Below are 24,567 nucleotides of genomic sequence, written 5' to 3'. Positions count from 1 at the left end.
GCAACCCGCTCCGAACCATCACCAACGCCGTCACTCACGCCCCCACTCACAGTGCGTCGATCTCAGCGAACGGCTCGCGCGTCCGAGAGGTCACGGCAGGGACTATCGTTCCAGTGTGGACGTGATGGAGCGGTCACGACGGGCGACAGCGTCGCTGCAGCGCTACCTGGCGCCACTGGAGTTCACCGACTGGTCCGCCGTCCGGGTCACCGCCGAGTTGACCCGCCAGGTCGTGAACTGGGGCGTGGAGCACGGATGGCGAGTGCGCCGCGAGGTGCCCAGCATCGCCGGTCTACCCGGACCACACCCTGACCGACCCGGCTACCTGGACGTCGTGTGTCAACGGCTCGACGGACCACCGATCGCCATCGAGATCGACCGCACCGACAAGCAGTGGTCCAGCCGCAAGCTGCTGTGCGAGGCCGACGCCAGTGCGATCCCGCTCTGGGTTCGCTGGAACGACGCGAAGACCTGGATCGTGCCCGACCCGATTGGTGTGGTCCGGGTACCGACCACCAGCCGGCGGGTCGCCGGGCGACTGCTCTACTCCCGGGCTGCCGACGAGCACCCGCGCCGGACGCCCACGACGCCACCGGTGCCACCCGCCGAGGAAACGGTGGCCCCGCCGCCGGCAGGCCCGACGCGACCGCGCGCACGCTGCTCGGCTGTCACCGCCAAGGGCCAGCCCTGCCTGATCGACCCACGACCGTCCGGTCTGTGCCACGTTCACGACCCGGCGGTGCAGTGCGGAGCCATCAATCGCAAGGGCAGGCGCTGCACCATCGCCACCGGCGGTGGCCGCTGCACACGTCACCAGGATGTCGACGGACCTGGTGCAGGGCTGTTCGATCGCCCCGACACCCTGCTCTGACGTCGTCACCCGCTCCCACCTCGGCCACGGACATCGGCCGGACCACATCAGGGCATCGGCAGCTGGGGCTGCTGCACTGATAGGTGACATCTGAGTTGGCTGCCGGTCGAAGTCGCGGTCGGCGCTGGACTGCGCCGGTGGACGTCCACGCCACGCCTCCCCCGGGCCGCACCGGGCGTGTCCCGCGCCGGAGCGACACGGGACACGCCACCGGGAGCAGGTGGTATCGCAGCCGGGGTCAGGGAGTGACCGACTCGATTCGGACCGGCACGGAGTCCACCCCGACCAGACCGGAGGAGTCGAACACCTCCAGCCACACCACCCAGGTGGTGACGGTGCTCCCACTGTCCAACAGGCCCAGCGGGGCGGTGAAACCGGAGCAGTTCTTCGGCTGCACCACGTCGTCGACCGGGCCGCCGGTGGGCACGCCGCTGCCCTGGCAGAGGACCTTCTTGACACCCCCGTCGCCGTACGCGGTCCACCGCAGGCGCATCCCGCTGATCGCCCCGTCCTCGGAGTCGGTGCCGGTACCGGCGAAGGCGACCGACCGGGGAGTGCCGTCGTCAGTGGTCAGCGTCAGGGCCTGCGCCGGTGCGGTGATCGTGGCCGTCGGCGCGGTCTTCCCGGCCGGTGCCGCCACGACTGCGAAGACGCGGTGGGCGCTGACGCCGTTGGCGGTGAAGGTCACCGCGTACGACCCCGGCGTGACAGTGGCCGCCGGCAGGAGTGCCTGGTGGCCGCTCTTCTGGAACACCACGGTGTTGCCGCGCCGCACCGTCCACGACACCTGCGAGTCGGGTACCGACCCGGGCTCGTCGGGGTCGTGGGAGGTGCCGACCAGACCGACCGACTGCCCGGCGGGAAGGGTCGATCCCACCGGCGGCGAGATGATCGCCACCGTCGTCGGGCTGTCCACCACCGTGACGGTCACGGCGGCGGTGCCGGTGCGGCCGAGGCTGTCGGTGGCGGTGGCGGTGACGATGTGGGTGCCGGCCGACAGCGACGCGAAGGTCTGCGACCCCTGGGCCAGCGGGCCGTCGACGCTGCTGGTCCAGGTCAGTGGGATCTCCTTGCCGAGGAAGTCGGTCGCCGAACCCCACAGGTCCACCGTCTGCCCCACCCCGAACTGCTGACCGGTCTTCGGGGTGCTGATGGTCACCGTCGGCTTCCCGACCTTCACTCCCAGCGCCTCGGCGACCGCGCCCAGGGCGTTGATCCGGCGTTGGCTGCCGGTCACCTTGGCGCCCAGCCCACCGACGTGGGCGGTGTCGTTGAGGATGTCCCGGACCTCGGCGGCGGTGAGGGTGGGGTCGGCGGCCAGCACCAGGGCGGCGACCCCGCCCACGAACGGTGCGGCGACACTGGTGCCGCAGGCGTTCGAGCGGGTCGTGTTGTTCCCCGGCGTACCGGGGTCGGCGAGGCCCCTGACGCACATCGGACCGTAGATCTCCACCGATCGGGTGTGGTCGCTGGTGCCGTAGTTCGACCCGCCCGCCACCGCCGCGTTGTCCCGCATGCCTCCCACACACATCACGTGGGTGCTTTCGCAGGGCACGTAGAGGGTGTCGCCGTCGATGTCCACACCGTTGTTCCCGGCGGCGGCGACGATCAACGCGCCGGTGTCCCGCACGTGCTTCATCCGCCGGTCGGTCCAGGTCCGCGCGTGGGACTTGCCGAGGTCGACGTCGCGGGTGAAGCTGAGGTTGACCACGTCCGGGTGGGTCGCCTCGGCGGCCTTCTCCAGCCGGCGCAGCACCGTCCAGTAGTCGATGCCGTTGCGCACCGCGACGAGTTCCTTCACCACGGGTCCGGCCGGTCCGGCGGTGCCGTAGTCGTTGTCGACCCGGCCCATCCCGGCGAGGACGACGTCGGTGCCGTGCCACGGGCAGGGCGTACCGCCGGTGCAGTCGTTGGTGTTGGCCTTGCCCCACTCCACCGTGTGCAGCGACACCTTGTCCGGGAAGTCGGGGTTGTGGGTGAACCCGCCGTCGAGCACCAGGTACTTCACCTGCTTGGTCAGCCGACCTTTGGACTGGAGCAACTGCCAGGCGGGCGCGACGCCGGTGTCCATCGCACCCCCGGCCCGCATGAACGACCAGTCGAAGACGTTGTGCGCGAAGTCGGGCGCCTCGAACACCTCGCCGTCGGCGATGCCCGTCGGCTCCACCAGCCAGTCGAGGACCAGTTCGGTGCCGACCCGCCACTCGGCCGCGGCCAGGGCGAGCAGCCGCAGCGCCCGCTCGTCACCGACCCGGTACACCCCCGACTGTCGAGGCTCGGCGGCGAGCAGGTCACCGACCAACCCGGCCGGGTCGGCTCGGCCGGTGTCCACCCGGACCAGGTGGTCCTGTCCCTGGTCGTCCGGGGCGAACGAGTCGAGGACCTGGCCACCCCAGCGCGTCAGGAAGGCGTCCAATTCGGCCTGGTCGGCGACCCGCACCATCACCTCGTCGAGGACCAGCCCGGCAGGGGACCCGCTCGGCCCCGCCACCACCCCGAGCTCCCGGTCGGTTCCGAGCCGACCCACCGGGTCGATCGGTAGCCGGGGTGCGGACAGTGCCGGGTCGACCCGGAAGGCCAGGGGCTGCGCCACGGTGGTGCCGGAGGCCGTGGCCGGGCCACCGGGGGTGGGCGCGGCGATGGCGTCCAGCGGGGTGGTCGTGACGAGCCCACCGGCGAGTGTTGCCACCACGGCGGCGGTCAGCAGGCGGCGGACGGGTGTCCACCGGTGGACGGAACGTGTCGGTGTCATCGGTGTCTCCTCGATGTCGGTGATGCGGTGACACCGGTGGGAGCAGCCGAGGGTCGGGATGCCAACAGAAAAGTCCAGAAGTATTTCCGCTTCGCTCTAATGGAACCGTCGACGGGGGCGGGAGCAGGGATGGATACGGCGGCTCAGGACGACCGGAGCCTGGTCGAGGCGGTACGCCGAGGTGACCCGGCCGGGCTGGAGGGCGTGTACCGGCGCTACGCCGACCGGCTCCACACGTACGCCCGGGCGATGGTGCACGAGCCGGAAGCCGCCGCCGACGCCCTCCATGACGCGTTCCTCGTCGCCGGCCAGGCCATGGGTCAACTGCGCGACCCCGACCGGCTCCGCCCCTGGCTGTACGCGATCGTGCGTAACGAGTGCCTGCGGCACCTTCGCGAGGGGGCCCGTTCCAGGCCGCTGGGCGAGACCGACGACCCGGTCGCTGACCTCCCCGACCCGGGGGCGGGTGTCAACGCCGACCAGGTGCGCGCCCTCGTGCACGCCGCCACGGCGTCCCTCAGCCCCGGTGACCGCGAGGTGGTGCACCTGGCGATCCGCCACGACCTGTCGTCCGCCGACATCGGCGCAGCCCTCGGCCTGCCCGCCAACCACGCTCACGCCCGCCTGTCCCGGGCCCGCTCGCAGTTGGAACGGGCGCTCGGCGCCCTGCTCGTCGCGCGCAGCGGTGCCCGGGACTGTCCGGCCCTGGCCGACCTGGTGGCGGGTTGGCAGGGCCGATTCACCCCGACCCTGCGGAAACGGGTCGCCCGGCACGTCGACGACTGTGGGCGGTGCGGACTGCTCCGGCGGGACCAGCTGAATCCGGCGGCGCTGCTGTCGGCCTACACGGCACCGGCGTTCCTCGTCGCCGCTGACGGGACGTGGCCGGGCCCGACCACCTCCGAGACGGCCGAGACCGGCACCGATGCGGTCTCGTCCGGGGAGACGGTGGAGGACGTCTCGCCGGGCGATCCGGTGGGCGACGGTTCGTCCGGGGAGCCTTCGGGGGGCGTCTCGCCGGAGGGTCCGTCGGGGGACGGCTCGTCCGGGGACCCGTCGGAGGGCGTCTCGCCGGAGGGTCCGTCGGGGGACGGCTCCGGGGACGTGGCGGAGGGCGGCTCGTCGGGGAAGGTGGCGGTACGGTCCGGGGGGTCTGTCGGTGGGGCGGGGCAGAGCGTGGAAGCGGGCGAGGACACCGCCGCCGAGACGGACCAGCCGACGGCCCGTAGCGGCGGGCCGGCCCGAGGCGGGGGTGCGGCGCGTACCGCAGGGTCTTCCGGTCGTCAGGCGTCCGCGAGGTCGCGTCGGCGACGTCGGGTGGCCGCTACCGCCCTCCTGGGCGCGCTCCTGGTCGGATCCGGTGTCTGGGCGCTCACGCCCGGTCCACTCACCGGTGACCGGGTGACTGTTGCCGGCGTACCGGCCGACGGGCCGACGGGGACTGCCGGGGCTGCGGACTCGGCGGGCCGTCGAGGGGACGACGCCGACGGCGTCTCCGGCGGTGCACCTCCGCCCCGGCAGGACGGCGGGACCGTCGGTGCGGAACCGCCGACCACGCCGACCAGGCCGAGCACGCCGGCCACCGCAGGACCGACAGCACTCCGACCGACCACGGTACGGCCAACCACGGTGCAGCCGACCACGGTGCGGCCGAGTCCGGTCCGGCCGACCACCCCACGCCCGACGGCGCCCCGACCGTCGGCCACGGCGCGGTTGGTCGCGCCGTTCACTGTCTCGGCCGACGCGCACGTGCGCTGCGGCGCGGACAGCTACAGCCTGGTCGTCCAGGCCACCGGCAGCACCACAGTCGAGGCGGCGCAGGTGTACTGGAGGCCAGCGGGTGGCCGTACGGCGAGTCGGGCCATGACCGGACAGGGAAGCTCGGCGCAGGCCACAGTGCAGCGGCTCCGGACGGCGACGGTGACGTGGTGGGTACAAGCAACCGGTGTGGACGGCCAGGCCGCTCGGACCTCGGCCACCACGGTCCCCGATCCCTGTGTGCGGCCGGGCTGACCGGCGTACGCCGGCACCGGTCGCCCGAAGGAGAGGTGACCTCGGCCGTTCCCCTACCGGTGCAGCAGATCCTGGGGGGCACCCGCCGGCCGGCGGGTGCCCCTTCGTGAACAGGCGTGTCCAGTGACTACCGGAAGGTGACGTCACTTCTGTTGACCTTGCAGTTGGCGTCGTTCCAGCCCTCACCGAGGTAGCTGGGTTCGCTGCCCTTGGGCACACCCTTGTACTTGCCACAGATGGTGGCCGAGCCGATGACGACCACGCGGGTGATCGTCGCGGTGTCGTTCCAGTTGCTGTTGATTCCGGCGAGCATGTCGATGTCGTCGACGAGGACGTTGTCGATACGCACGTGGCGGGTGTGCGAGGTGGAGCAGTTGCCGCAGGCGCGGTACAGCTTGCCGGTCCCCTTGAGGTAGAAGCCGGAGATGTTGACCGTGCCGTTGCCGTTGTGCTGGAAGTTCTTGTCGCTGCCGTTGCGCGCGCCGCCACCGATGACATAGGAGGTGCCGCCGTTGGTCTGCTTGAAGGTGGCGGCGTCCTCACCGATGTCGTTCCACCACACGTTGCGCAGCGTGCAGGTGCCCTCGCAGTGCACGCCGTCGCCTGCGGGCGAACCGAGGATGACGTTCTGCAGCGTGCCGCCGTTGGCGATCTTGAACATCGGGTCCTGCGACTCGCCCTGTCCACCGTCACCGATGCAGCAGTAGGTCTTCATCCCGCCGTCGAAGGTGCCGGAGACGCTGACCGTGCCCGAGATGCTCGCCGAGCCAGCCGATGACGGCCATGCGCCAGTCGGCGTGCCTGGGTTGCCGGTCGGGCCGGCCGTCGGACCGCTGGTGGGGCTGGAGGTCGGGGTCGACCCGCCGCTGGAGTACGTCTCGAACTCGGCGATCCGGGGGGTGCCGGACCCGCTGGTGATGACGAAGGAGATCTTCTTCAGCGACGTCGAGGAGAAGTTGATGGTGCTCGGGGCGCTACTGCCGCTGGCCAGGACGGTGCCCGTGTCGTGGTTTATGAGCTGCCAGCCGCTGATCGATCCACCGCCCGAGGCCTGCACGATGACGGCCGAGGACACCGTGGTGGCGCTGCCCCACTTGACCGAGACCGTGCCGGTGGAGCCGCTCGGCGACCAGTAGGTGCTGGCGTTGCCGTCGATGACGTTGCCATAGCTGGTGCCACTGGCCTTGCTGGAGCCGTCGGCGCCGGCACCGAGGCTCAGGTTCGTGGCGGCCGAGGCGTTGGGGACCTGCAGCGCCAGCGCGACGACGGCACCTGCGACCACAGTGGCACTGCCGGCCAGCCACCGTGTGGCGATTTTGCGTCTCATCGGATGTCACCTTTCAGACGTTGCTACATGGGACGGGAAAGCGCTTTCCGATAACCATAGAGAACGGTCGATGAAGAGGCAAGAGTCACACCCGATCCGTGGACTTATGACGCCAGGAGTCTGATATGGACCCCAGAGGCACCGCTGCTTGGGCTAGACCTCGGTCATCGCCCGACCGCCAGCGGCTTCGCCCAACCCGCCAACATCGGCCGGGCAGCGGTGATCAACCGGCGTCGCCGGTGCGCCGACTTCCCCACCCCCGTGGACGGCACCCCCACCAGCCCGACCTTCGACGCCACCCAGCAGCCGCTGCGCCTGCTCTCGCTGGGCACGCAAGAACCGACGACGCACAACCGACGCGTACACATCAACGAAGTCGTCGGTCGCGTGCGTCCCAGGCGCGGATGCCGTCCAAACGCTGCCCCGGCCGTAGCGCCTCCGGAGGGAACCAGAAGATCACCACATCGGCGTCTGCACTCCAACGAGCCAACCGCGCCGTGACCGTCTGACCGCCGGCCGTGCCGTCAATCCGCGCGGCGGGCCCGACGAAGTATCCGAAGGTGGGCACCGGGTCGTCCGGCAGCACCTCACCCGACGGCTCGTACCCGATCTGGTGGAAACCGGGCCGGCGGTCGGCGCCCTCGACGTCGTTTACCAGGAAATCCAGGATCAATCGACCGGTGGGGGTACGCCGGCCGGCGCCCAACCCGATCGTCACCTCGGGCGCGCGGGGCACGCTGACCGGGACGACGTAGAACACCCGCTCCTCGTCGCCGTACCAGATTCCGGTCCGCACGACTTCGCCTATCACCGGCGGGGGCGTCAGGGCGGCGGCGGGTGTCGCGTCAGTCGATGCGGTGGCGGTCGCGCTGGGTGCCGGGTCCGGTGGCGAGGCCGGTTCCGGGGGACGAGGTCGGTCCCACGCGACCGCGACGCCGACGACCAGCACGATCGCAAGCACGATGGTGCCGCCTTGGACCGCCCAGCGGCGACGGCGCAGCCGACGGCCATCGCGCATGATGGCCTCGACGTCGAACCGGCCCCACTCGGCGTGTTCCGTCGCCTGCATCGCCGCACGGAGGCGGTCTGCCTCGGTCATCGATCCCCTCCCCGCGTGTCCGGAAACTCGACAAGGGTCTGACGCAGCTTCTCCAGCGCTCGGGAACTCGTGCTCTTCACCGTGCCCACCGAGACCTCCAGCTCGCGGGCCACCTGCAGTTCCGGCAGGTCGAAGAAGTAGCGCAACACCACGATTGCCCGTTCACGAGCGGTGAGCGTGCCGAGAGCGTGCTGCAACGTCCGTCTGTCGGCGACCTCGTCCGCGACGTCATCTCGATGCCGGTGCGGAACCTCGTCGGTCGGATGCTCCCGGATCGGACGCCGCCAACCGTCCACGATGTAGTTGGTCATCACCCGCCTGGTGTAGGCGTAGGGGTCGTCGCGTCGCACTCTCGACCAGGAGGCGTACGTCCGGACCAGAGCGGCCTGCGCGGCGTCCTCGGCCTGGTGATGGTCGCCGGTCATCAGGTATGCGGCGTGTGCCAGCCGTCCCGATGCCGCCTGGACGAACTCGACGAACTCCGCGTCACCCCTGGCCATGCTGCCTCACGGCGTCTCTGACGGGCGGGACCGCGAAAAGGTTGAGCCGCCGGCGGATCAACTTTCCGGAGTCGTCGGCCGTCCTTCTCCCACCTGCCACGAACAGCGGCAGGCACATGGACGGAGGACCATGAGCTCGTTCGACACCGGGGTGCGTACCGCCCGGATTCCGTTTCCGCCGTTGGCCGTACCGCTGATCGCCGTACTGCTGGCCGGATGCGCCCCGACCGCCGACGCGGACGCGCGGGCCGCCGAATCCCCCGGGCCGACGGTGACTGCCGCACCGGCGGTGACCGCCGATTCCCTCGCGCAACCGCCCCCGGCGCCGGTCAGCTATCCGGCGAGGGGCGACAACACGTGGGACATCGCCCACGGTGAGCCGGCCTCGGGGCGGCGAGGCGCCGGGCAGCTGCTGCGCTACCAGGTCGCGATGGAACGCGGCATCCAGGGCATTCCGCTTGCCGAGTTTGCCGACCAGGTCACCGATGCCCTCGCCCACCCGCAGGGCTGGACCGCCGGCGGGCGGTGGCAGCTGCGCCGCGTCGGCCCCGGCCGCCAGCCCGACTTCACCGTCTACCTGGCCACCCCCGTCACCCGGGACGTGTTGTGCCAGGACACGCCAGACGGCTACACCTCCTGCCGCAACGGCGATCGGGTCGTCCTCAACGTGGCCCGGTGGGTCAAGGGAACGCCCGGCTTCGGCAAGAACATCGACGGCTACCGCCAGTACGTGGTCAACCACGAGGTCGGTCACCGCCTCGGCATGGGTCACGAATTGTGCCCGGGACGTGGCCGACCGGCTCCGGTGATGCAGCAGCAGACACTGGGGTTGCACGGCTGCACGGCCAACGGCCTGCCGTACCTCGACGGCAGGCGCTACTCCGGGCCGTCGGGGGCCTACAACGATCGGATCCCGCCCCGAGACCGGGGCATGCGCAGCGGCTGAGGCCTCCCGTCGGGCGCGGTCCGCGAGGCGTTCACAGGCGTCGGCCTGTAATGCGCCGAGGGCAAGACCGCTCCCCCTGGCGCGTGCACGGCGACCCAGGCGTGGCAGCAGTTGTTCTCGGCGGACTCGGCCGAGGGCTCCGACCACCGTGGCGGGTGCGGGGCGTACGGGAGGCTGCTCGCGTGGCGCTCGGTCGTGGCACTGGTCGGTGCCCCGCGTGACGCGCCGGCCGATGACGTCGAAGCCGTGGCACATCGCAGCTCGTGGTATTCGTTCGCCGACTCCACCGCGTGGTTCGACAACATCGCTTGGGACATCGGCCTGGCAGTCGTGTCACCGGACCGGGGCCTTCGTGGGCTGCCGTTCCTGGCGTGGGCAGATGGCGGGTGGTTGCGGGTGCAATTTCCGCCAGCGTGATCAAGAGCACGAAGCTGGTTAGTGGTTGCTCCGGGCCGCCTGCCACGCCGCGCCGAGCAGCGCGAGTACCCGGTAAAGCGCGTACAGCGCCCACCAGGTGGCCAGCGGCACACCGATGAGGATGACCGCGCCGCCCAGGTAGTGGGTGCTTTCCAGCATCCAGCCACCGGTGAGCAGGACGGAGCCCACGACGACGGCCCAGGCCAGGATGCGGCCGGCTTTGGTCAGCGACATCCACAGGCGGGCGTTCTCGGCGTTGTCTGGCTGTGTCGGGTCGCCGACCTGGGACTGCAGGGCGAGGCAGTCGATGTCCCGGGCGGCGGCCCGGTCTGTGGCGTGTGGCGACTGGTGCAGCACTGCCGACAGGGCGTGCAGGTCGTCGTGGTGGCGAAGCCGTCCGGTCCGTGGATCGCTGAGTAGCGCCACGGCGTGCGGGAAACCGAGCAGCCATGCCTTGCCGTAGCCGCGTTTCGCCCCTGGTGGCAGCACCACGACTGTGCCGCCGTGCATGTCGTGACGGTCCGTGCGGTCGCCGATCACCCGCACGAGTTCTGTGCCGGCGATCGTCACCTCGGTATCGACGAGGTCGGTGGCATGGCTGAACAGCGTGACGAACTGGGCGTACGCGGCGAGGACCGCGAGCAGGCCCAGGATCGCGACCGCGGCGCCGAGCAGTTCGTGCAGTTGGGCCGTGTGGCCGGTGAGCAGCAGCGTGGGGACGACGGCGAACAGGTACCAGCCGACGAAGAGTAGGAAGCGTCGCCGGTTCAGCCAGCGCTGCGTCCGCACGCCCTGCGCGCCAGGTGGGAAGGCGGGGAGAGTTTTCCCGCCGTTGCGCCGTTGTCGGGCGTCCTCACTCAGCAGTATCGCGTTGAGGCGGTGGTCCCGAACCTCGAGGCGGTCACCGGCCAGGCTCGTCAGGTCGCGGACGAACTGCCTCTCCTCGATCTTCAGGTCGGTCAGGTCGAACAGCAGCACCGCCGGTCGCCCGTCCACGGTGGCCCGCAGGTCACTCGGCGCGTTCAGGCTGACGCCCGGGTCTGGCACCAGGTAGAGCGCGGGAACTGGCCGGCGGTGACCCCGCCCATCGTTCTCCCGGTTCTTGATCACCACTGCTGAGATCTCGGCCCATCGCAGGTCACGTCGGTACCGGCCGATCCGCACCGTCCAGCCGTCCCGGTCGACATCAACCTGAAAGCGCTGCAACGCGTACCGGAGAAAGCTGACCACCACAAGCAGGATGATCAGCGAGATTCCGCCGATGCAGAGCCGCCCGGACACCGAGCCGTGGACAGTGAACTGCAGGTCTACCAGATAGGCGCCGAATCCCACCAGCAACGCCGCAACAACCACCGCGAACACGCGAGAGCCGACTGGACGGCGCAGATACACCCACACATCATCAACGAACCAGGCAACTCCACCACGGCCTCGTCCTCGGTGAACCACACGGCAGCCCGGCGGCAAAAGCCGAAGTAGTCGACCTCACGTCCGAGGTCGTCACTCTCGTGCCGCCGAGCGCGCTACGCGGCGTCATCACGATCGCACGATGCCGGCGCTGGTCATGCCGGTGAGTGGTGGTCCCCGTCATGCTCAGAGGGCGGAAACGGCATGCGTCGGGCGGAGCTTCTATCCTCTTCGTCGTACTCGCTCTCGGGCCGCAGGCTTGCATAAGGACACGAAGTTCGGCGCCAGCACTGTCACCTGGTAGTCCCACTCCTGGTCAGCGTGGACTCCTCGCGGTTCGCCGTCGGACCCGCTGTCTCGGTAGTCGAAGGCGATCATGTCGTGTCCGGCGGATAGACAGCACAGGCGACACTCCCGGTCAGGGCATCGGGCTTGGGCGATTTTTGTCTTACCTGGAGCCTTGCCCTCATCGATTACCGGGCTACGCACACCGCTCCTGAACTGCCAGAGCAGGTTGGAAAGGCTCAAGGTGTGGCGGTATGAGCCGGCTGCCAGTGCCGCCAGTACGATCCGGGGATGGGTAGGTTCCTCGCACTCTTCAGCGGTGCGGCTGATGAGGTCGGCAAGGCCGAACTCAGCGAACAGCAGCAGACTGAGTTCATTCACGCCTGGGCGTCATGGGCGCAGGCCAACGAGAAGGCTCTCATCGATCCCGGCGCTCCGTTGAACGCGAAGAAGCTGGTCACGGCGCAGGGAGTCGAGGACTTTACCGACGCCATGACCGGCTACACCATCGTGGACGCCGAATCGCACGATGAGGCAGTTCAGATCTTCTCCGGACATCCGCACCTGGGGCTGTTCGCCGGGAACTCGATCGCAGTCATCGAGTGTCCGCCGCCACCCGGCTGATACTCCCACGTGCAAGGTGATCCTGGCTGAGCTCGCACCTGACATGAGGGGCAACCACCGTCGATCGCGGGCTGCTGCGCCGCTACCGACCAAGAACTGCTGGAGTATCGCCCTGGCCGGCGCCAGACTGGGTGCTACTTGAAGCCGCGGAAGATGCCGTCGCCGTCTACGTTGTCGGCAAACTCCTCCCAGTCCATGTTCGCGATCGTGAGATTGTTCTGAACCGACCACATCTCTGAGGGCACGACTCGGAACGTGGCACAGCGCTGAGGCCCCTCGTCCTGTTCCTCCATGTCGTCCATGTCGTCCGCGTCGTCGTCGAGGTTTACCACCAGGATCGGGCGGTCCGGGTGGGTCAGCGTCTCTGCGTCGACGAGGAAGGCGACCACGTGATCGCTGTCTTCGGGCACCATCTCCACCAGTTGTGGCGGCGTGATGTTCTCGAAGGCACGGTCATCGACGAATGCAACGAACGCCGTAAACCCTTCCTTTGTCTGCGGTTCAGCGATCGCTACCTGAATCTCTTCCCATTCCTGCGAACGGGAGAAGTCAGTACGGATAACCAGGGAAGCGTCGGAGTCCTGGTGCCAGATGCCATCATCCACGCCGGCGAGGATAGCCCAACCCGACGACATCCGACGCACCCTCATCGGGTAGATCCGTGCCCGGCGGGAACGGCTGGGTCCGGCAACACTCGTCGCGCAACGACACGGATTCAGGATCGTCGCCAGGCGAGACTGCGAGACGTAGGCGTAGACCGAAATCGGCACCGGTGTGAATACCCGCAGCCCGCACCTCCCTCTGCACTCCAGGCCGTACCTCGACACGAGGGGCTGTACCGCAGACGGTGACCCGTCCGCAGGGTGTGGTGACGACAACGCGGAGAAGGCCAACGCTCCTGACGCCTTCGTGCGCAGCTCCGTCGCCGGGAGGTGCAGGCGAGCACGTCCTCCTGCCTTGCCTGCACGCGCCAGGTCTACTCGAGCAACTCCGGGTGGGCGGACTTGTCGATGCCCGCTGCGACCATGACCTCGAACTGCGCGGGATCCTTCCTCGCGAACGCGAAGTAGGCCGTCGTGATCTGCGCGGCACAGGCCACCAGCGTCCTTCCGGCTTCGAGAGCGTTGAAGGCTCCCAGTCAGGGCAGCGCGGGCAGGGGAAGCGCGGCCGACAGCGCGTAGCTGATCGCTCCATGCAGCACGGCCTGGTCGCCGAGGGTGGCTCGGCGTACCTGGGTGGGAGCCGGGGTTCCGGCGGAGACGAGGCTCTGTATCTGTGCGAGTCCCGCGTCGTCAAGCTCGGCGGCGGCACCGCTGAGCAGCACCAGCCCGGGATCGACCACGCAGGCGCAGGAGAGGATGAGCCGGGTCCAGGCGTCGAGGACCTGGTCGAGATAGTCGCGGGCCGGTTCGGATACGGCGGCCAGCTGGATCAGTTCCCGTACGGGCGAGTCGGGTCGGTGTCCCGGATGCAGGGCGACCACCCGTTCCGCGATGGCGTTCGCCGACCACTGGGCCTCGAACTCGCCGACACCGCGGTTACTGCGTCTCGGTGCGCTGTCCAGGGGTAGGAAGCCGACCTCGCCCGCCGCGCCGCTGGCGCCCCGGCGGACCTTGCCGTCGAGGACGAGCCCCGCGCCGATGCCGTCGGCCACGTGGATCAGCAGCAGGTCGGTGACGTCCGCGCCGGCGCCGGCAACGCACTCGCCGGCGGCCATGAGGTTGACGTCGTTGTCGACGACGACGGGTACGCCGAGCCGCCGCTGCACCGACTCGCCGATCGGCCACGCCTCGACCAGTCCCACCGATGGCGCGAGGCGTACCGCACCGTTTGTGGAGACTCCGGGCACGGCGATCGCGATTCCGCGCAGCGCCGGCAGGTTGTTGCCGACCAGTTCGAGGACGAACGCGCAGATGGTGTCGACCACGTCGTCACCGAGCCGCGCGGTGCGGTGCGCGATGAGGACGCCTTCGCTGTCGGCGATCTCGCAGCTGATTCGTGGAGGTTCGAGTGAGACCGCGGCGACGAGTTCGGCGCGTGGGTTGAACGCGAGCATCTCCCGGGGACGCCCGGTGGTGGAAGCGCCTGGCCCCCGTTCGATGAGGTAACCCTCGGCGATGAGTTCCCGCACGAGGGCGGTCACCGTGGCCGCGGAAAGGCCGGTCGTCTCGGCCAGGTCCACTCGGGACAGCAGTCGCGCCTGCCGGGCGGCCACGATCACCGAGAGGCGTTTGATCTCCCGGGAGCGTTCGCGGCTGACCGGGCTGGTCGGCGCTTCCTTGGACACGCCTTACTTCCTACTGAGAAGAAAGAGTGGCGTCAAGTAACGGAATTGTCTCGACGCACGCCAGCCTGACCGGCACATCGGACATCGACCCCGGCAACAGAAGGTTTCAAGCCGGACAAAACTTGCTTATCGACCCGTGTGGCTGGGCTGCCGCAGGCATCATCACCAGCGCGATCGTTTATTCAGAGAAGGAAGAAAGTCCCTGGAAACTCTTGACTATGTATCTGACGCATCCCTAGCGTTACGGCCCGAAGGCCTTCCGGTTGATCAACCTCTACGGTGGACCAGCCGCTATCCCCATCGTGCGTACCGTCCGGTCCGCGACGGCACGCGCACCACCACCGTCTAGCCACCACGACGCACGGAGGCCGTTTCCGGTCTCCAGCGGACAGCTGTCCGCGATCGAGGCCCGGCGCGAGTCAAGCGTCTGTCGACCTTCGGCCCGCCGGTAGCCGCCCTAGACGCAGTACTCGTCCCCACAGGGAGAGGTATGCCCATGAGATGGCGCACCACAGCGACGATCGCCATGTGCGGTCTGCTGTCGCTGGGCCTGGCCAGTCCGGTTCAGGCCCATTCCGAGGGCTCATCGCCCACGTCCAATTCGAAGAGCCCGTCCAAGAAGTCCGACAAGCCGGTCGACCTGGACATCATGTTCATCGGCGCGCACCCCGACGACGAGGCCAGCCAGCTCGGCATGCTCGGGTACTGGAACGAGTACCAGGGGATGAAGGCCGGCGTCATCACCACCACCCGCGGCGAGGGCGGCGGGAACGCCGTCGGCCTCGAGGAAGGCCCTGCACTCGGCATCCTGCGGGAGGCCGAGGAGCGGCGGGCGGTGGCCTGGTCCGGTATCGACCACATCTACAACCTGGACGCCCTCGACTTCTGGTACACCGCCAGCGCTCCCCTGACCGAGGAGGTCTGGGGCTACGAGGAGACCCTGTCCCGGATCGTGCGGGTCCTGCGCACCACCAAGCCCGAGGTCATCCTCACGATGAACCCCTCGGCCACCCAGGGCAACCACGGCAACCACCAGAAGGCCGCCATGCTGGCCGTGGAGGCCTTCTACGCCGCGGCCGACCCGAAGGCATTCCCAGAACAGATCACCAAGGAAGGGCTCAAGCCCTGGCGGGTCTCCCGGATCTTCCAGACCGGCGGCAGCGGCACCGGCAGCAGCGGCCCCGCCTGCGAGACCACCTTCACGCCGACCGAGTCCAGCGACGTCATCTTCGGCACCTGGCAGGGCTACGAATCGGCGCGTCACGACGGCAAGCGCTGGAACACGGTCCAGACCTTCGCCCGCCGGGAGTACGTGTCGCAGGGCTGGGGCAACAGCGCCTTCCCGACGACCGACCCGGCCAGCATCGGCTGCAACCGGCTGAACCTGATCGACAGCCGCACCCCGTACCCGAACCCCAACGTGGGGGCTGGCATCGGGGCACTGCAGGGCGCCACCCTGCGGGCCCCCGGTGGGCTGCCGCTCGGCACCGAGATCCACGTACGGCCGCAGAACTGGGAGGTCCTCGCCGGACAGCCCATCCGCGTCGACACGGTCCTGTACGCCGAGCGGGCCGTCCCGGGCGCCAAGGTCGCCCTGAAGGTTCCGGCCGGCTGGAAGGTGAGCGGCAACGGCGACGTCGGCACGCTCACCCCGCGCAAGCAGGTCGTGAAGAGCTTCACGGTCACCCCGCCCGCGCAGCTCGAGGTGGGTACGCGGTTCCGCATCGAGGCCACGATGACCAGCCGGAAGGACGGCAGCGGCACCAGCAGCGCGCGGGTGCAGGCGACCGCTCCGGTCCGGGGCACCCTTGAGCCGCTGCCGGAGATCGCCGACTTCCGCGAGTGGACCGTGCGCAACAAGAATCAGCAGCTCAACGCGCTCATCGAGTCCCTGCTGAGCATCCCCAGTGGCGCCACCCGCAGCGTCCGGGTCGACCTGACCAACCACAGCACCCAGGTCCAGTCCGGGACCGTCAAGCTGCACGTGCCGGCCGGCTTCTCGGTGGCGGAGCAGCAGCTGCCGTACACCGGGCTGCAGCCGGGCGCCCGCGGTTCGGTGACCTTCACGGTCACCAACACCGACACCTCGCTGCCGACCGCCAACCGGGCGCCGGACAACGGCGCGTACCGGGTGCGGATCGAGACCAGCTACAACGGTGGCAGCGCCACCGAGCCGGGGGCGTTCAACCTGGTGCCGGTCACCACGATCCCGAGGGCCACCACCGCGCCGTCCGTCGACGGCACGGCCGGACCGGGCGAGTACACCGGCGAGGTCATCGACATCTCCACGCGCTGGGAGGGCACCGACGCACCGCCGCAGGACATCTCCGGCACCGCGCAGCTCACCTACACCGACGACGCCCTGTACGCCATCTTCACCATCACCGACGACGTACTCGGCACCGTGCTGCCCCCGGAGGACTGCAAGCGTCCGCGCCGCAACGACAACATCGAGTTCGGTATCGACCCGCGCGGCAACTCGGCGAACACCTCCACGGTGTTCAACGTGGCGCTCTTCCCGGTGACCGACGACCCGGCCAACGGCAACCCGCCGTGCTTCGCCCGGGAGCGGGACAACCACCAGGGTGGCCCGGAGACCGCACCGGGTCTCGAGATCGCCTCTGTCGTCACCAGCAACCCGTACACCGGCTACCGGATCGAGGTCAAGGTGCCGTTCGACGTGCTGCCGGACACCGTCGACCCGGCGCGGATGGGCCTGAACATCCTGGTCAACGACTCGGACACGCAGGACCTGACCGCGCAGACCCGGGTCGGCTGGTCGACCTGGAGCGGCGTGCGGGCCGACCCGTGGCGGTGGGGCATCGCGACCCTGCCGGGTCTGCCGGCGCTGCCGTCGGCGCCGAAGGCTCCGGTCATGCCCGACACCGCGGCGTTGAGCGTCGAATCACCGCAGACGATCCTGCAGTCCGTCTCGGACGGAGTGGCGCCGGGTGGTTACGCGGCGCTACCGGGCAACACGGTCAAGATCAAGAAGGTCGTCCGGACCTCCTCGAAGGTCTCGGTGGACCTCCAGGTGAAGCAGCGCGGCACCGCCCGGGTCTTCATCTGGGACGGGGAGCAGGTGCTGGCACAGACCACGGCCACCCTGAGCAAGAGCCACACCCTTGTCCTGCCGCTGAACGGGCGCCTACCGGCCGGCACGTCGCTGCTCGTCTCGTACGAGCACGGCGACGCCACCACCGGCCTCGCTCACCGGCTGAGCTGACCGAACAGGTCAGCGCGTCGACCTGACGCGCGACCTCGATGGGCCGGGCCTTGCGGCCCGGCCCATCGGCGTCCCACCCCGAATCCGCAGCCGCCTACCACAACGCCAGAAGCTTGATCCGTTTACGGGCCTCGCACAGCTCGACCGACTCGCCGCCGCTCACGCCGGGCTTGACGCCGTCATCGGTGTCGGCCTGACGTAGCCACTTGAACAATGCCATCGGGTGGACCCCGAAGTCCTTCGCGATCTGCTCGACCGACCCGCCGGGGTCCCGGTCACGAGCGACCCGCACGACATTGTCGCGGAACTCCCAAAGGTAGGGCTTGGGCACAGCAACACTATTTCGAGCCCGCCCAGGGGGCGAGCTAACTGAGATGTCACCTATCCGTGCAGCAGACCCATTGGCTTCCGGTCAGGTCCGCTTGCGGCTCGCGATCTCGTCAGCGAGCTGCTGCACACGGGCGGGGTCCGCGTCCCGGGCAAGGGCGACGTAGTGATCCATGACGGCCGGCCGGTAGCGCACGGGCAACGTCTGTCCCGGGGAGAGTCGGGTGAGCTCGGTGATCGTGAGGTCTTCGTCGGCGATACCGCGGAACGAGATGCCGTCAGCGGTCTCCACGTCGAACATCAGGACCACGCGTGGGCTGCCGTCGCTGCTGACCTCCCGCCAGTCGACGAGAACGCCGAGCGCAAGCGCCCCCGTACGCAGTTCCGCATTGCGCTTCCGTGCATCTCTGCTCAGGAGCGGGTTCGGGGCGACACCCGGGAAGTCGGGCCCGACGCCGAGCGATTCCCGACTCAGGTCGGGCCTGAGCTGCGCCACCAGATCGTTGAGCTTCTTCCAACCGAACATCCTGACACCTCCCTGACACCGGTGCCGGAATCTCGGCCTGACGCTTCGCCCTCACCGCGATTGTACGTCGCCGGCCAATCTCTTCCGGCCTGGGCGTCCCGTGAGCGTTCTTCAACCGGGTTCGTGCAGGTGGAGGCGCGGTGAGGGTGCCGATGGCTGGGTGAGGTGAAGCTCCCGGTAGGACAAGCGATCGACCAAGAAAGATGCCCCCGCCGGGAGCCTCGGACCGCCACCGCCCGTAGCGGAGTCAGTGGGTACCGCACGCCTTGTGGATCGGTTGGATCGGGAACAGCAGCGAGCGCGTGCAGCAGCCCGCCGCGTTCACCGTCGGTGACTGGCACTGCCTCGCCGAACAGGTTGGGTCGGTCGGGTAGGACAGCGGCGGCGGCTCCGCCGCGCAGCGGTAGCTTACGGTCGGTGATGTCGGCGGCTTCGAGGCGAGCCGGTCGGGTCGGGTGGGACGAGGTGTTTGGCGGTCTCGTTGGCGGCGACGTTGGCGACACTGAGCACGGCGAGGGTCACCAACACGACCGGTGGGAGTGGGGACAGCCCGAGTGGCGCGGCGAGTGGGCTGAACGGCAGCGCGATGGTGACCGCGATGAGCAGTAGCCCGGTGCCGGCCAGCGGCGCGGAGGGGCGGCTACGGAGGACGCTTCGGTTGGAGCGCAACACCATCAGCACGATGATCTCGGTGGCGGTGAACTGGACGAACCAGGCGGTGCGGAAGACGTCGGTGGGCACGTGCCACCACCAGTGCAGGACGGCGAGCACGAGGAGGTTCATGGTGATGCTGATCGAGCCGTACACCAGCATGAACCTGCGGATGGTGCGGACGTCGACGGTGCGGGGGTGCTGGAGTTGCTCGGGGTCGGCGTGGTCGGTGGACAGGGTGGTGTAGGGGATGTCGGAGAGGAAGTTGAGCAGCAGGACCTGACGGGGCAGTAACGGCAGGAAGGGCAGCAGGAGCGTGGCGATGCTCATGCTGACGACGTTGCCGAAGGATGCGCTGGTGTTGACCCGGATGTATTTCAACGTGTTGGTGAAGGTGCGGCGGCCGAGGCGGATGCCGTCGGCGACCACGTCGAGGTTCTTGTCGAGCAGCACGATCGCGGCGGTTTGTTTGGCGACGTCGACGGCGGTGTCGACGGAGATCCCGACGTCGGCGGAGTGCAGCGCGGGAGCGTCGTTGATGCCGTCGCCGAGGAACCCGACGACTTCGCCACGGCGCCGTAGCGCGGTCAGGATTCGTTCCTTCTGCAACGGGTCCACCTCGGCGAACACGCTGACGTCGGCGATCCGGTCCGGTAGCTGGTCGTCGGGGCAGGCGGCGATCTCGGCGCCGAGCAGTGGTTCACCGGCGAGTCCGACGTCGGCGGCGACGTGCCGTGCGGCGTGCCGGTTGTCCCCGGTGACCAGTCGGACCGCGATTCCCATGCCGGCGAGCCGGCGGATCGCGGCGGCGGCGTCGTCGCGGGGCGGGTCCTGGAAGGCGAGTAACCCGACGAGGGTCATCTCCCGTTCGTCGGCGACGGTGGCTGCGGTGGCCCCGGGCATGGGCCGCACGGCGAGGGCGAGGACCCGGCTTCCCTGATCGCTGAGCGTGGTGAACCGTTGCAGGACGCGGTCTCGAATCTCGTCGAGCGGCACCGGGCCGTCGGTGGTCCGCGCGCTGGTGCAGATGTCGAGCACCGCGCGCAGCGCGCCCTTGGTGACCAGGATCGGCCCGTCGCGGTCGTGCACCAGCAGGGACTGGCGTTGCCGGGTGAAGTCGTAGGGCACCTCGGAGATCCGGGCTACCGGGTCGGTGGGTGGCTGCCCTGTCATGATCGCCGCGTCGATGGGATTGGGGAATCCCTGCTGGAGGCCCGCGTTGAGGCGGGCGAGTCGGGCGACCTCCGCGTCCGGCTCGCCGTCGGCGGAGAGACAACCGGTGAGGGTGACCGTTCCGGCGGTGAGGGTGCCGGTCTTGTCCGTCAGGAGCACGGTCATGGCGCCGAAGTCCTCGATGACGTCGAGGCGTTTGACGATGACCCGGTGCGCGGCCATCGCGCGGGCGCCGGCGGAGAGGCTGACCGCGACAATGGCCGGCAGCATCTGTGGGGTCAACCCGACGGCGAGGGCGAGGGAGAACAGCAGGGAGTCGATGACCGGGCGGTGCATCAGCAGGTTGGCGACGAAGATGCCGACCAGCAGTACCACCATGATCCGGACCAGCAGCAGTCCGAAGCGGGTCAGCCCGCGCTGGAATCCGGTGTTGGTGGGGCGGGCGGCGATCCGGTGGGACACCGCGCCGAAGGTGCTGTCGCGGCCGGTGCGCATCACCACCGCGCGTGCGGTGCCGCTGGCCACGTGCGTGCCCATCCACAGCGCGTTGCCACGGGCGGTCAGCTCCGCGTCCGACGGCGACGGGTCGCTCGACTTGGAGGCGGGGAACGACTCGCCGGTGAGCACCGCCTGGTCGACCTGCAGACGTTCGGCCTCCACGACCCGGCAGTCGGCGGGGATGACGTCTCCGGCGTGCAGCACCACGAGATCACCGACGACGACGTCCTCGACCGGTACGGAGACCTCACGCCCGTCACGGATCACGTCGGTGTCCACGCGCACGCGGGCCTGTAACGCGTCGACGGCCCGCCCGGCGGCGTGTTCCTGCCAAAAGCCGAGGCCGCCGCTGGCGGCGACGATGGCCAGGATGATCGTGCCGTCGATCAGGTCGCCGACGGCCATCGACAGCACGGTCGCGGCGATGAGGATCAGGATGATCGGGCTGGTGAACTGAGACAGCAGAAGCCGCCAGCCCCGCTTGCCGCTTGTGTCGACCCGGTTGGGTCCGTGCTCGCGCAGCAGGTCGGCAGCGCGGTCACCGGTAAGCCCGGCCGTGGACGCCCCGACGGCGGCCATGGCGTCCTGCAGCGGACCGGCCCAGAACGCCGTGCGCTCATCCTCTGCTCGCCCCACTGCGCACTCCGCGGTCGTCGGCCACCTCGCGGGAGTGACGCTACCGATATGCCCGACTACGCGCGGACGAATGGCCGCGCTCTTCAGTGGCCGGCCGGCGCCCGCCGGATCCTGCGCCACCACACCCGTAGTGCCACGCCGACGCCGATCAGGGCAAGCAGCGCCCACTCCCCGATGCCCAGCTCCCGTTCGAGGTAGTGGTAGGAGGCCGCGCCCAGGTAACCCAGCATTGCCACGGCTGTTGCCCACACCAGCCCGCCGACCAGGTTCGCCCGGAGGAACAACGGCCAGCGCATACCACCGGTGCCGGCGATCAGAGGGACCACGGTCCGCAGCACCGCTACCCAGCGTCCGGTGACGACCGCCCATGCCCCGCGACGGTCGACCACGTGGCGGGCTCGCGCGAGGTTGACGCGTCGGCGCAGCACCCTGGGGACGTGAGCGAGCACGCTCGGGCCGTACCGTCGGCCCAGGGCGTACCCGGCCTGGTCGCCGAGGCACGCCCCGATGGTCCCGGCGGCCACCACCGCCCATAGCGGCAACGCGCCGCCGTGGGCCACCAGCCCGCCGATCAGGATCGCGGTCTCGCCCGGCACGACCAGGCCGAGCAGGGTCGAGGACTCCAGGGCCGGCAGGACGAACACCAGTGTCAGGACGAGGAGCGGTGGCAGCCCGGCGAGTACCGCCACCACCTTGTTCATCCGCTGATTGTCGCCCCAGACGTGTTGATCAAGTCGGGTTGCTCGGCGTTGTCCTGGGAGCCGTCTCGGGCGCGCAGCACGTCGGGCCTCTGGCGGCTGGTCGCCGTCGGCGGCTACCTGGCCCTCGCCGGCCTCTGGGCCAGGGCGCCATCGACCGCTGACCGCTCGCCCACCACCGTCCCCTGCCAACCGGGCGCGACCTGCCCGCACCGTCCGCGTCAACCAGGATGGCGCTGCGGAGTCGGCGTCGCCGCGGCGGCGAGCCACACGCCGACGGCGACCGTGACGGCGGCGACGACGAGGCCGATTCCGCGCATGACATCGGTGGTGAGTGTCTCGCCGAGGATGGTGGTGCCCACGATGACACTGGCGACGGGGTCGGTGAGGGTGAGTGCGGTCAGGGGTGCGGCCAGGCGGCCGTGCTGGAACGCGGCCTGGTTCAGCAGCAGCCCGATGGCGGCGATCACCACCAGTGCCGCGGACTGCCAGCTGAGCACGGTGGTCAGGAGGGTGCCGTGGTGGCCGCCGGTGAGGTCCTTGACCAGCGCCGCCGCGAGGCTGTATGCGAGGCCGCTGGCCACGCCCAGTAGCGCGCCGCGCGCGGCGCCGCTGACGCGGTGCGCGGCCAGGACGCACGCGGAGATGATCGCCGTCGCACAGGCAGCGACGGCTGCCCAGGCTGCGGGGCGGGGAGTGGACACCCCGGGGCGGGTGTCCGCGAGGAGGAGGAACGCGGTCAGACCCGTGACGCCCACCGCCACCGCGAGCAGGTCTCGCGACGCGACGCGGCTGCGACGGAGGGCGGCCTCGATCAGCACCGCCATGAACAGGCCGCTGGCCATGACGGGTTGGACGACCGCGAGCGCGCCGAGCCGCAGCGCGAGGACCTGAAAGACGACACCGGCGGAGTCCGGGATCCAGCCGGACAGCCACAGGCGGCTTCTGACCAGCCGCAGGAGCAGCCGTGGGTCGAGCGCGCCGTAGCGCGGCTGTTGCGTCGCGGCGCGCTGGTGCAGCGCGGCGGACAACGCGAAACTGAACGCCGCGGCCAACGCGAAAGCGATCATGGCGGGTTCGGCAGGTCGTCGGGGGCCCGGTGCGGTGGCACCGTCATGCCGCATGCCCGCGACGCACAGCCGGCCGGCGAGCCGTCTGGCGCGCGACTTCGGAGACCATCGTGGCCATGTCGACGGCGGGCGTGAGGGCAGGGGCCATCGTATGGGGATCGGCCGACGCGGTCAGCGCCCAGCGCAGGTGCGCGGCGTCGCGGATGTAGGTGGTCAGGCCGGCGCCGGCCAGCACCTCGGCGTTGGCCCTGCCATGGCCGGGGATCGGCCGGTAGGTGATGGTCGGCAGCCCCGCTACCAGGGACTGCTGGCAGGTGAGGCCGCCGGCGTTTTCCACCATGACGTCGACCGCGCGCACGAGGGTGGGCATGTCGTCGACCCAGCCCATGACGTGGCCGGGGAAGCCGAGCAGCCGGCGGCGCAGGTTGTCGTTGCGTCCGCAGACGACGACCGGGGTGACGCAGCCGGTGGCGAGCACCTCCGCCGCGGTGCGGGTGACGCCGCCGACGCCCCAGGACCCGGCGACGATCAGCGCCAGCCGATCGCGGTCGGGCAGGCCGAACTGGAGGCGCGCGGCACGTTTGGCGGCATCCGACAGCGGCGTGGGCAACGCGGGCACCAACGGTGCGACGACGCGGACGTCCGGCATGCCACGGGTGGCGGCCTGCTGCTGCGCGGTGTCGTGGATGACGCAGTAGGTGTCGACGCCGGGTGCCAGCCACGTCGGGTGGACGACGAAGTCGGTGACGTAGGCGATGACCGGTACCGTGAGCCGTCCGGTGTGACGCAGCGGCCCGAGAATCTGGTTGGCGAACGGAAACGTCGTGACGACTAGGCGGGTGCCGGGCGGAATCAGCGTCAGCATCCGACGGGAGGCCAGCCGCAGCGCGGCCCTGATCGCGGCGACCGTCGGCGGCGAGCGGTCAGTGATGGTGAACAAGGTGTCGTAGCTGCCGGGCAGCCAGCGAAGCAGCGCCCGATAGCCCTCGCGGACGACGGCGTGCATGGGCTGAGGCAACGCGGTGAAGAAGTTGATGTGTTCCACCACGATGCCGTCGCTGGCCAGCCGTCCGGCCAGCTCGGCGGCGGCGGCGTCGTGTCCTGCGCCGATGTCGGCAGACACGATCACGATCCGCTCAGGGACAGGCAGACCCTGCCGGCCGGTTGGCCGGTGGCCAGCCGACGCGCCCACGGCCCCGGGCCGCCCCAGCCGGATACCGTCCACGGGCGGCAT

19 protein-coding genes and 2 pseudogenes are annotated in these 24,567 nt (G+C 69.8%); 6 read left to right on the top strand and 15 right to left on the bottom strand.

Annotated features, from left to right (window positions below; translation table 11 throughout):
- Window positions 1–115 precede the first annotated feature (115 nt).
- On the top strand, window positions 116–871 hold the full coding sequence (locus tag ABT008_RS22265; protein ID WP_350698144.1) for a hypothetical protein: 756 nt from the start codon (window positions 116–118) through the stop codon (window positions 869–871).
- 238 nt (window positions 872–1,109) lie between these two features.
- Here the strand turns inward: ABT008_RS22265 and ABT008_RS22260 are convergent, their stop codons facing one another.
- Complete coding sequence (locus ABT008_RS22260) at window positions 1,110–3,623, bottom strand: S8 family serine peptidase (protein WP_350698143.1); 2,514 nt, start codon at window positions 3,621–3,623, stop codon at window positions 1,110–1,112.
- A 129-nt stretch (window positions 3,624–3,752) separates the two neighbouring features.
- Here ABT008_RS22260 and ABT008_RS22255 point away from each other — a divergent pair, with 129 nt between their 5' ends.
- Window positions 3,753–5,636: a sigma-70 family RNA polymerase sigma factor gene (locus ABT008_RS22255; RefSeq protein WP_350698142.1), complete on the top strand. Its 1,884-nt coding sequence runs from the start codon at window positions 3,753–3,755 to the stop codon at window positions 5,634–5,636.
- Window positions 5,637–5,763: 127 nt separating this feature from the next.
- Here ABT008_RS22255 and ABT008_RS22250 read toward each other — a convergent pair whose 3' ends face one another.
- The 3 genes from ABT008_RS22250 to ABT008_RS22240 form a co-directional block, all read right to left on the bottom strand.
- The gene (locus ABT008_RS22250; protein WP_350698141.1) at window positions 5,764–6,963 is read right to left on the bottom strand and encodes a pectate lyase; all 1,200 of its coding nucleotides are present in this window, start codon (window positions 6,961–6,963) and stop codon (window positions 5,764–5,766) included.
- A gap of 367 nt (window positions 6,964–7,330) precedes the next feature.
- Window positions 7,331–8,062 (bottom strand): hypothetical protein, encoded by a 732-nt coding sequence (locus ABT008_RS22245; protein WP_350698140.1) that lies wholly within the window; start codon window positions 8,060–8,062, stop codon window positions 7,331–7,333.
- A complete protein-coding gene (locus ABT008_RS22240) occupies window positions 8,059–8,562 on the bottom strand; it encodes a SigE family RNA polymerase sigma factor (protein ID WP_350698139.1) in 504 nt (167 codons plus the stop codon). The genes ABT008_RS22245 and ABT008_RS22240 overlap by 4 nt, the downstream gene beginning before the upstream one ends.
- Before the next feature lie 130 nt (window positions 8,563–8,692).
- Between ABT008_RS22240 and ABT008_RS22235 the strand changes: the two genes are divergently transcribed.
- Together ABT008_RS22235 and ABT008_RS22230 are read left to right on the top strand one after the other, a co-directional pair.
- A complete protein-coding gene (locus ABT008_RS22235; RefSeq protein ID WP_350698138.1) occupies window positions 8,693–9,508 on the top strand; it encodes a DUF3152 domain-containing protein in 816 nt (271 codons plus the stop codon).
- Between the two features lie 75 nt (window positions 9,509–9,583).
- Window positions 9,584–9,925 (top strand): annotated as a pseudogene (locus tag ABT008_RS22230) (DUF6183 family protein); the annotation flags it as partial.
- 18 nt (window positions 9,926–9,943) lie between these two features.
- On the opposite strand, the gene ABT008_RS22225 reads toward ABT008_RS22230, so the two are convergent.
- Together ABT008_RS22225 and ABT008_RS22220 are read right to left on the bottom strand one after the other, a co-directional pair.
- Window positions 9,944–11,287, bottom strand: a complete 1,344-nt coding sequence (locus ABT008_RS22225; protein ID WP_350698137.1) for a hypothetical protein — start codon at window positions 11,285–11,287, stop codon at window positions 9,944–9,946.
- Between the two features lie 200 nt (window positions 11,288–11,487).
- Window positions 11,488–11,731: pseudogene (locus ABT008_RS22220) on the bottom strand (hypothetical protein); the annotation flags it as partial.
- 177 nt (window positions 11,732–11,908) lie between these two features.
- Between ABT008_RS22220 and ABT008_RS22215 the strand changes: the two are divergent.
- Window positions 11,909–12,241 carry a YciI family protein gene (locus tag ABT008_RS22215; RefSeq protein ID WP_350698136.1) on the top strand — a complete coding sequence of 111 codons (333 nt, stop codon included), beginning with the start codon at window positions 11,909–11,911 and terminating at the stop codon, window positions 12,239–12,241.
- A gap of 134 nt (window positions 12,242–12,375) precedes the next feature.
- Here ABT008_RS22215 and ABT008_RS22210 read toward each other — a convergent pair whose 3' ends face one another.
- From ABT008_RS22210 to ABT008_RS22200, 3 genes are all read right to left on the bottom strand, one after another.
- Window positions 12,376–12,846, bottom strand: coding sequence for a DUF6924 domain-containing protein (locus ABT008_RS22210; protein WP_350698135.1), 471 nt, complete (start codon window positions 12,844–12,846; stop codon window positions 12,376–12,378).
- Between the two features lie 371 nt (window positions 12,847–13,217).
- Window positions 13,218–13,340, bottom strand: coding sequence for a hypothetical protein (locus ABT008_RS22205; protein ID WP_350698134.1), 123 nt, complete (start codon window positions 13,338–13,340; stop codon window positions 13,218–13,220).
- Between the two features lie 39 nt (window positions 13,341–13,379).
- A complete protein-coding gene (locus ABT008_RS22200; RefSeq protein WP_350698133.1) occupies window positions 13,380–14,528 on the bottom strand; it encodes an ROK family transcriptional regulator in 1,149 nt (382 codons plus the stop codon).
- A 496-nt stretch (window positions 14,529–15,024) separates the two neighbouring features.
- Between ABT008_RS22200 and ABT008_RS22195 the strand changes: the two genes are divergently transcribed.
- Complete coding sequence (locus tag ABT008_RS22195; protein ID WP_350698132.1) at window positions 15,025–17,754, top strand: PIG-L family deacetylase; 2,730 nt, start codon at window positions 15,025–15,027, stop codon at window positions 17,752–17,754.
- Between the two features lie 94 nt (window positions 17,755–17,848).
- On the opposite strand, the gene ABT008_RS22190 is transcribed toward ABT008_RS22195, so the two are convergent.
- The 6 genes from ABT008_RS22190 to ABT008_RS22165 form a co-directional block, all read right to left on the bottom strand.
- Window positions 17,849–18,085, bottom strand: a complete 237-nt coding sequence (locus tag ABT008_RS22190; protein WP_350698131.1) for a transposase — start codon at window positions 18,083–18,085, stop codon at window positions 17,849–17,851.
- A gap of 81 nt (window positions 18,086–18,166) precedes the next feature.
- Window positions 18,167–18,607 carry a hypothetical protein gene (locus tag ABT008_RS22185; RefSeq protein WP_350698130.1) on the bottom strand — a complete coding sequence of 147 codons (441 nt, stop codon included), beginning with the start codon at window positions 18,605–18,607 and terminating at the stop codon, window positions 18,167–18,169.
- A gap of 408 nt (window positions 18,608–19,015) precedes the next feature.
- Complete coding sequence (gene mgtA, locus ABT008_RS22180; protein ID WP_350698129.1) at window positions 19,016–21,565, bottom strand: magnesium-translocating P-type ATPase; 2,550 nt, start codon at window positions 21,563–21,565, stop codon at window positions 19,016–19,018.
- Window positions 21,566–21,648: 83 nt separating this feature from the next.
- Window positions 21,649–22,266: a DedA family protein gene (locus ABT008_RS22175; protein ID WP_350698128.1), complete on the bottom strand. Its 618-nt coding sequence runs from the start codon at window positions 22,264–22,266 to the stop codon at window positions 21,649–21,651.
- Between the two features lie 218 nt (window positions 22,267–22,484).
- Window positions 22,485–23,333, bottom strand: coding sequence for a DMT family transporter (locus ABT008_RS22170; RefSeq protein ID WP_350698127.1), 849 nt, complete (start codon window positions 23,331–23,333; stop codon window positions 22,485–22,487).
- 43 nt (window positions 23,334–23,376) lie between these two features.
- Window positions 23,377–24,567 (bottom strand): MGDG synthase family glycosyltransferase, encoded by a 1,191-nt coding sequence (locus ABT008_RS22165; RefSeq protein ID WP_350698277.1) that lies wholly within the window; start codon window positions 24,565–24,567, stop codon window positions 23,377–23,379.

This window comes from Micromonospora sp. NPDC002389, assembly GCF_040296095.1.
Lineage (GTDB): Bacteria > Actinomycetota > Actinomycetes > Mycobacteriales > Micromonosporaceae > Micromonospora.
Note: the sequence above shows the minus strand (reverse complement) of the source record. Positions and strands in the feature narration are given on the sequence as shown.

Excerpts from the sequence above, each read along its gene's own strand:
- ABT008_RS22260 (WP_350698143.1), bottom strand. The coding sequence starts at position 3,623 with ATGACACCGACACGTTCCGTCCACCGGTGGACACCCGTCCGCCGCCTG.
- ABT008_RS22255 (WP_350698142.1), top strand. The coding sequence starts at position 3,753 with ATGGATACGGCGGCTCAGGACGACCGGAGCCTGGTCGAGGCGGTACGC.
- ABT008_RS22250 (WP_350698141.1), bottom strand. The coding sequence starts at position 6,963 with ATGAGACGCAAAATCGCCACACGGTGGCTGGCCGGCAGTGCCACTGTG.
- ABT008_RS22245 (WP_350698140.1), bottom strand. The coding sequence starts at position 8,062 with ATGACCGAGGCAGACCGCCTCCGTGCGGCGATGCAGGCGACGGAACAC.
- ABT008_RS22240 (WP_350698139.1), bottom strand. The coding sequence starts at position 8,562 with ATGGCCAGGGGTGACGCGGAGTTCGTCGAGTTCGTCCAGGCGGCATCG.
- ABT008_RS22235 (WP_350698138.1), top strand. The coding sequence starts at position 8,693 with ATGAGCTCGTTCGACACCGGGGTGCGTACCGCCCGGATTCCGTTTCCG.
- ABT008_RS22215 (WP_350698136.1), top strand. The coding sequence starts at position 11,909 with ATGGGTAGGTTCCTCGCACTCTTCAGCGGTGCGGCTGATGAGGTCGGC.
- ABT008_RS22195 (WP_350698132.1), top strand. The coding sequence starts at position 15,025 with ATGAGATGGCGCACCACAGCGACGATCGCCATGTGCGGTCTGCTGTCG.
- ABT008_RS22185 (WP_350698130.1), bottom strand. The coding sequence starts at position 18,607 with ATGTTCGGTTGGAAGAAGCTCAACGATCTGGTGGCGCAGCTCAGGCCC.
- ABT008_RS22175 (WP_350698128.1), bottom strand. The coding sequence starts at position 22,266 with ATGAACAAGGTGGTGGCGGTACTCGCCGGGCTGCCACCGCTCCTCGTC.
- ABT008_RS22170 (WP_350698127.1), bottom strand. The coding sequence starts at position 23,333 with ATGATCGCTTTCGCGTTGGCCGCGGCGTTCAGTTTCGCGTTGTCCGCC.
- ABT008_RS22165 (WP_350698277.1), bottom strand. The coding sequence starts at position 24,567 with ATGCCGCCCGTGGACGGTATCCGGCTGGGGCGGCCCGGGGCCGTGGGC.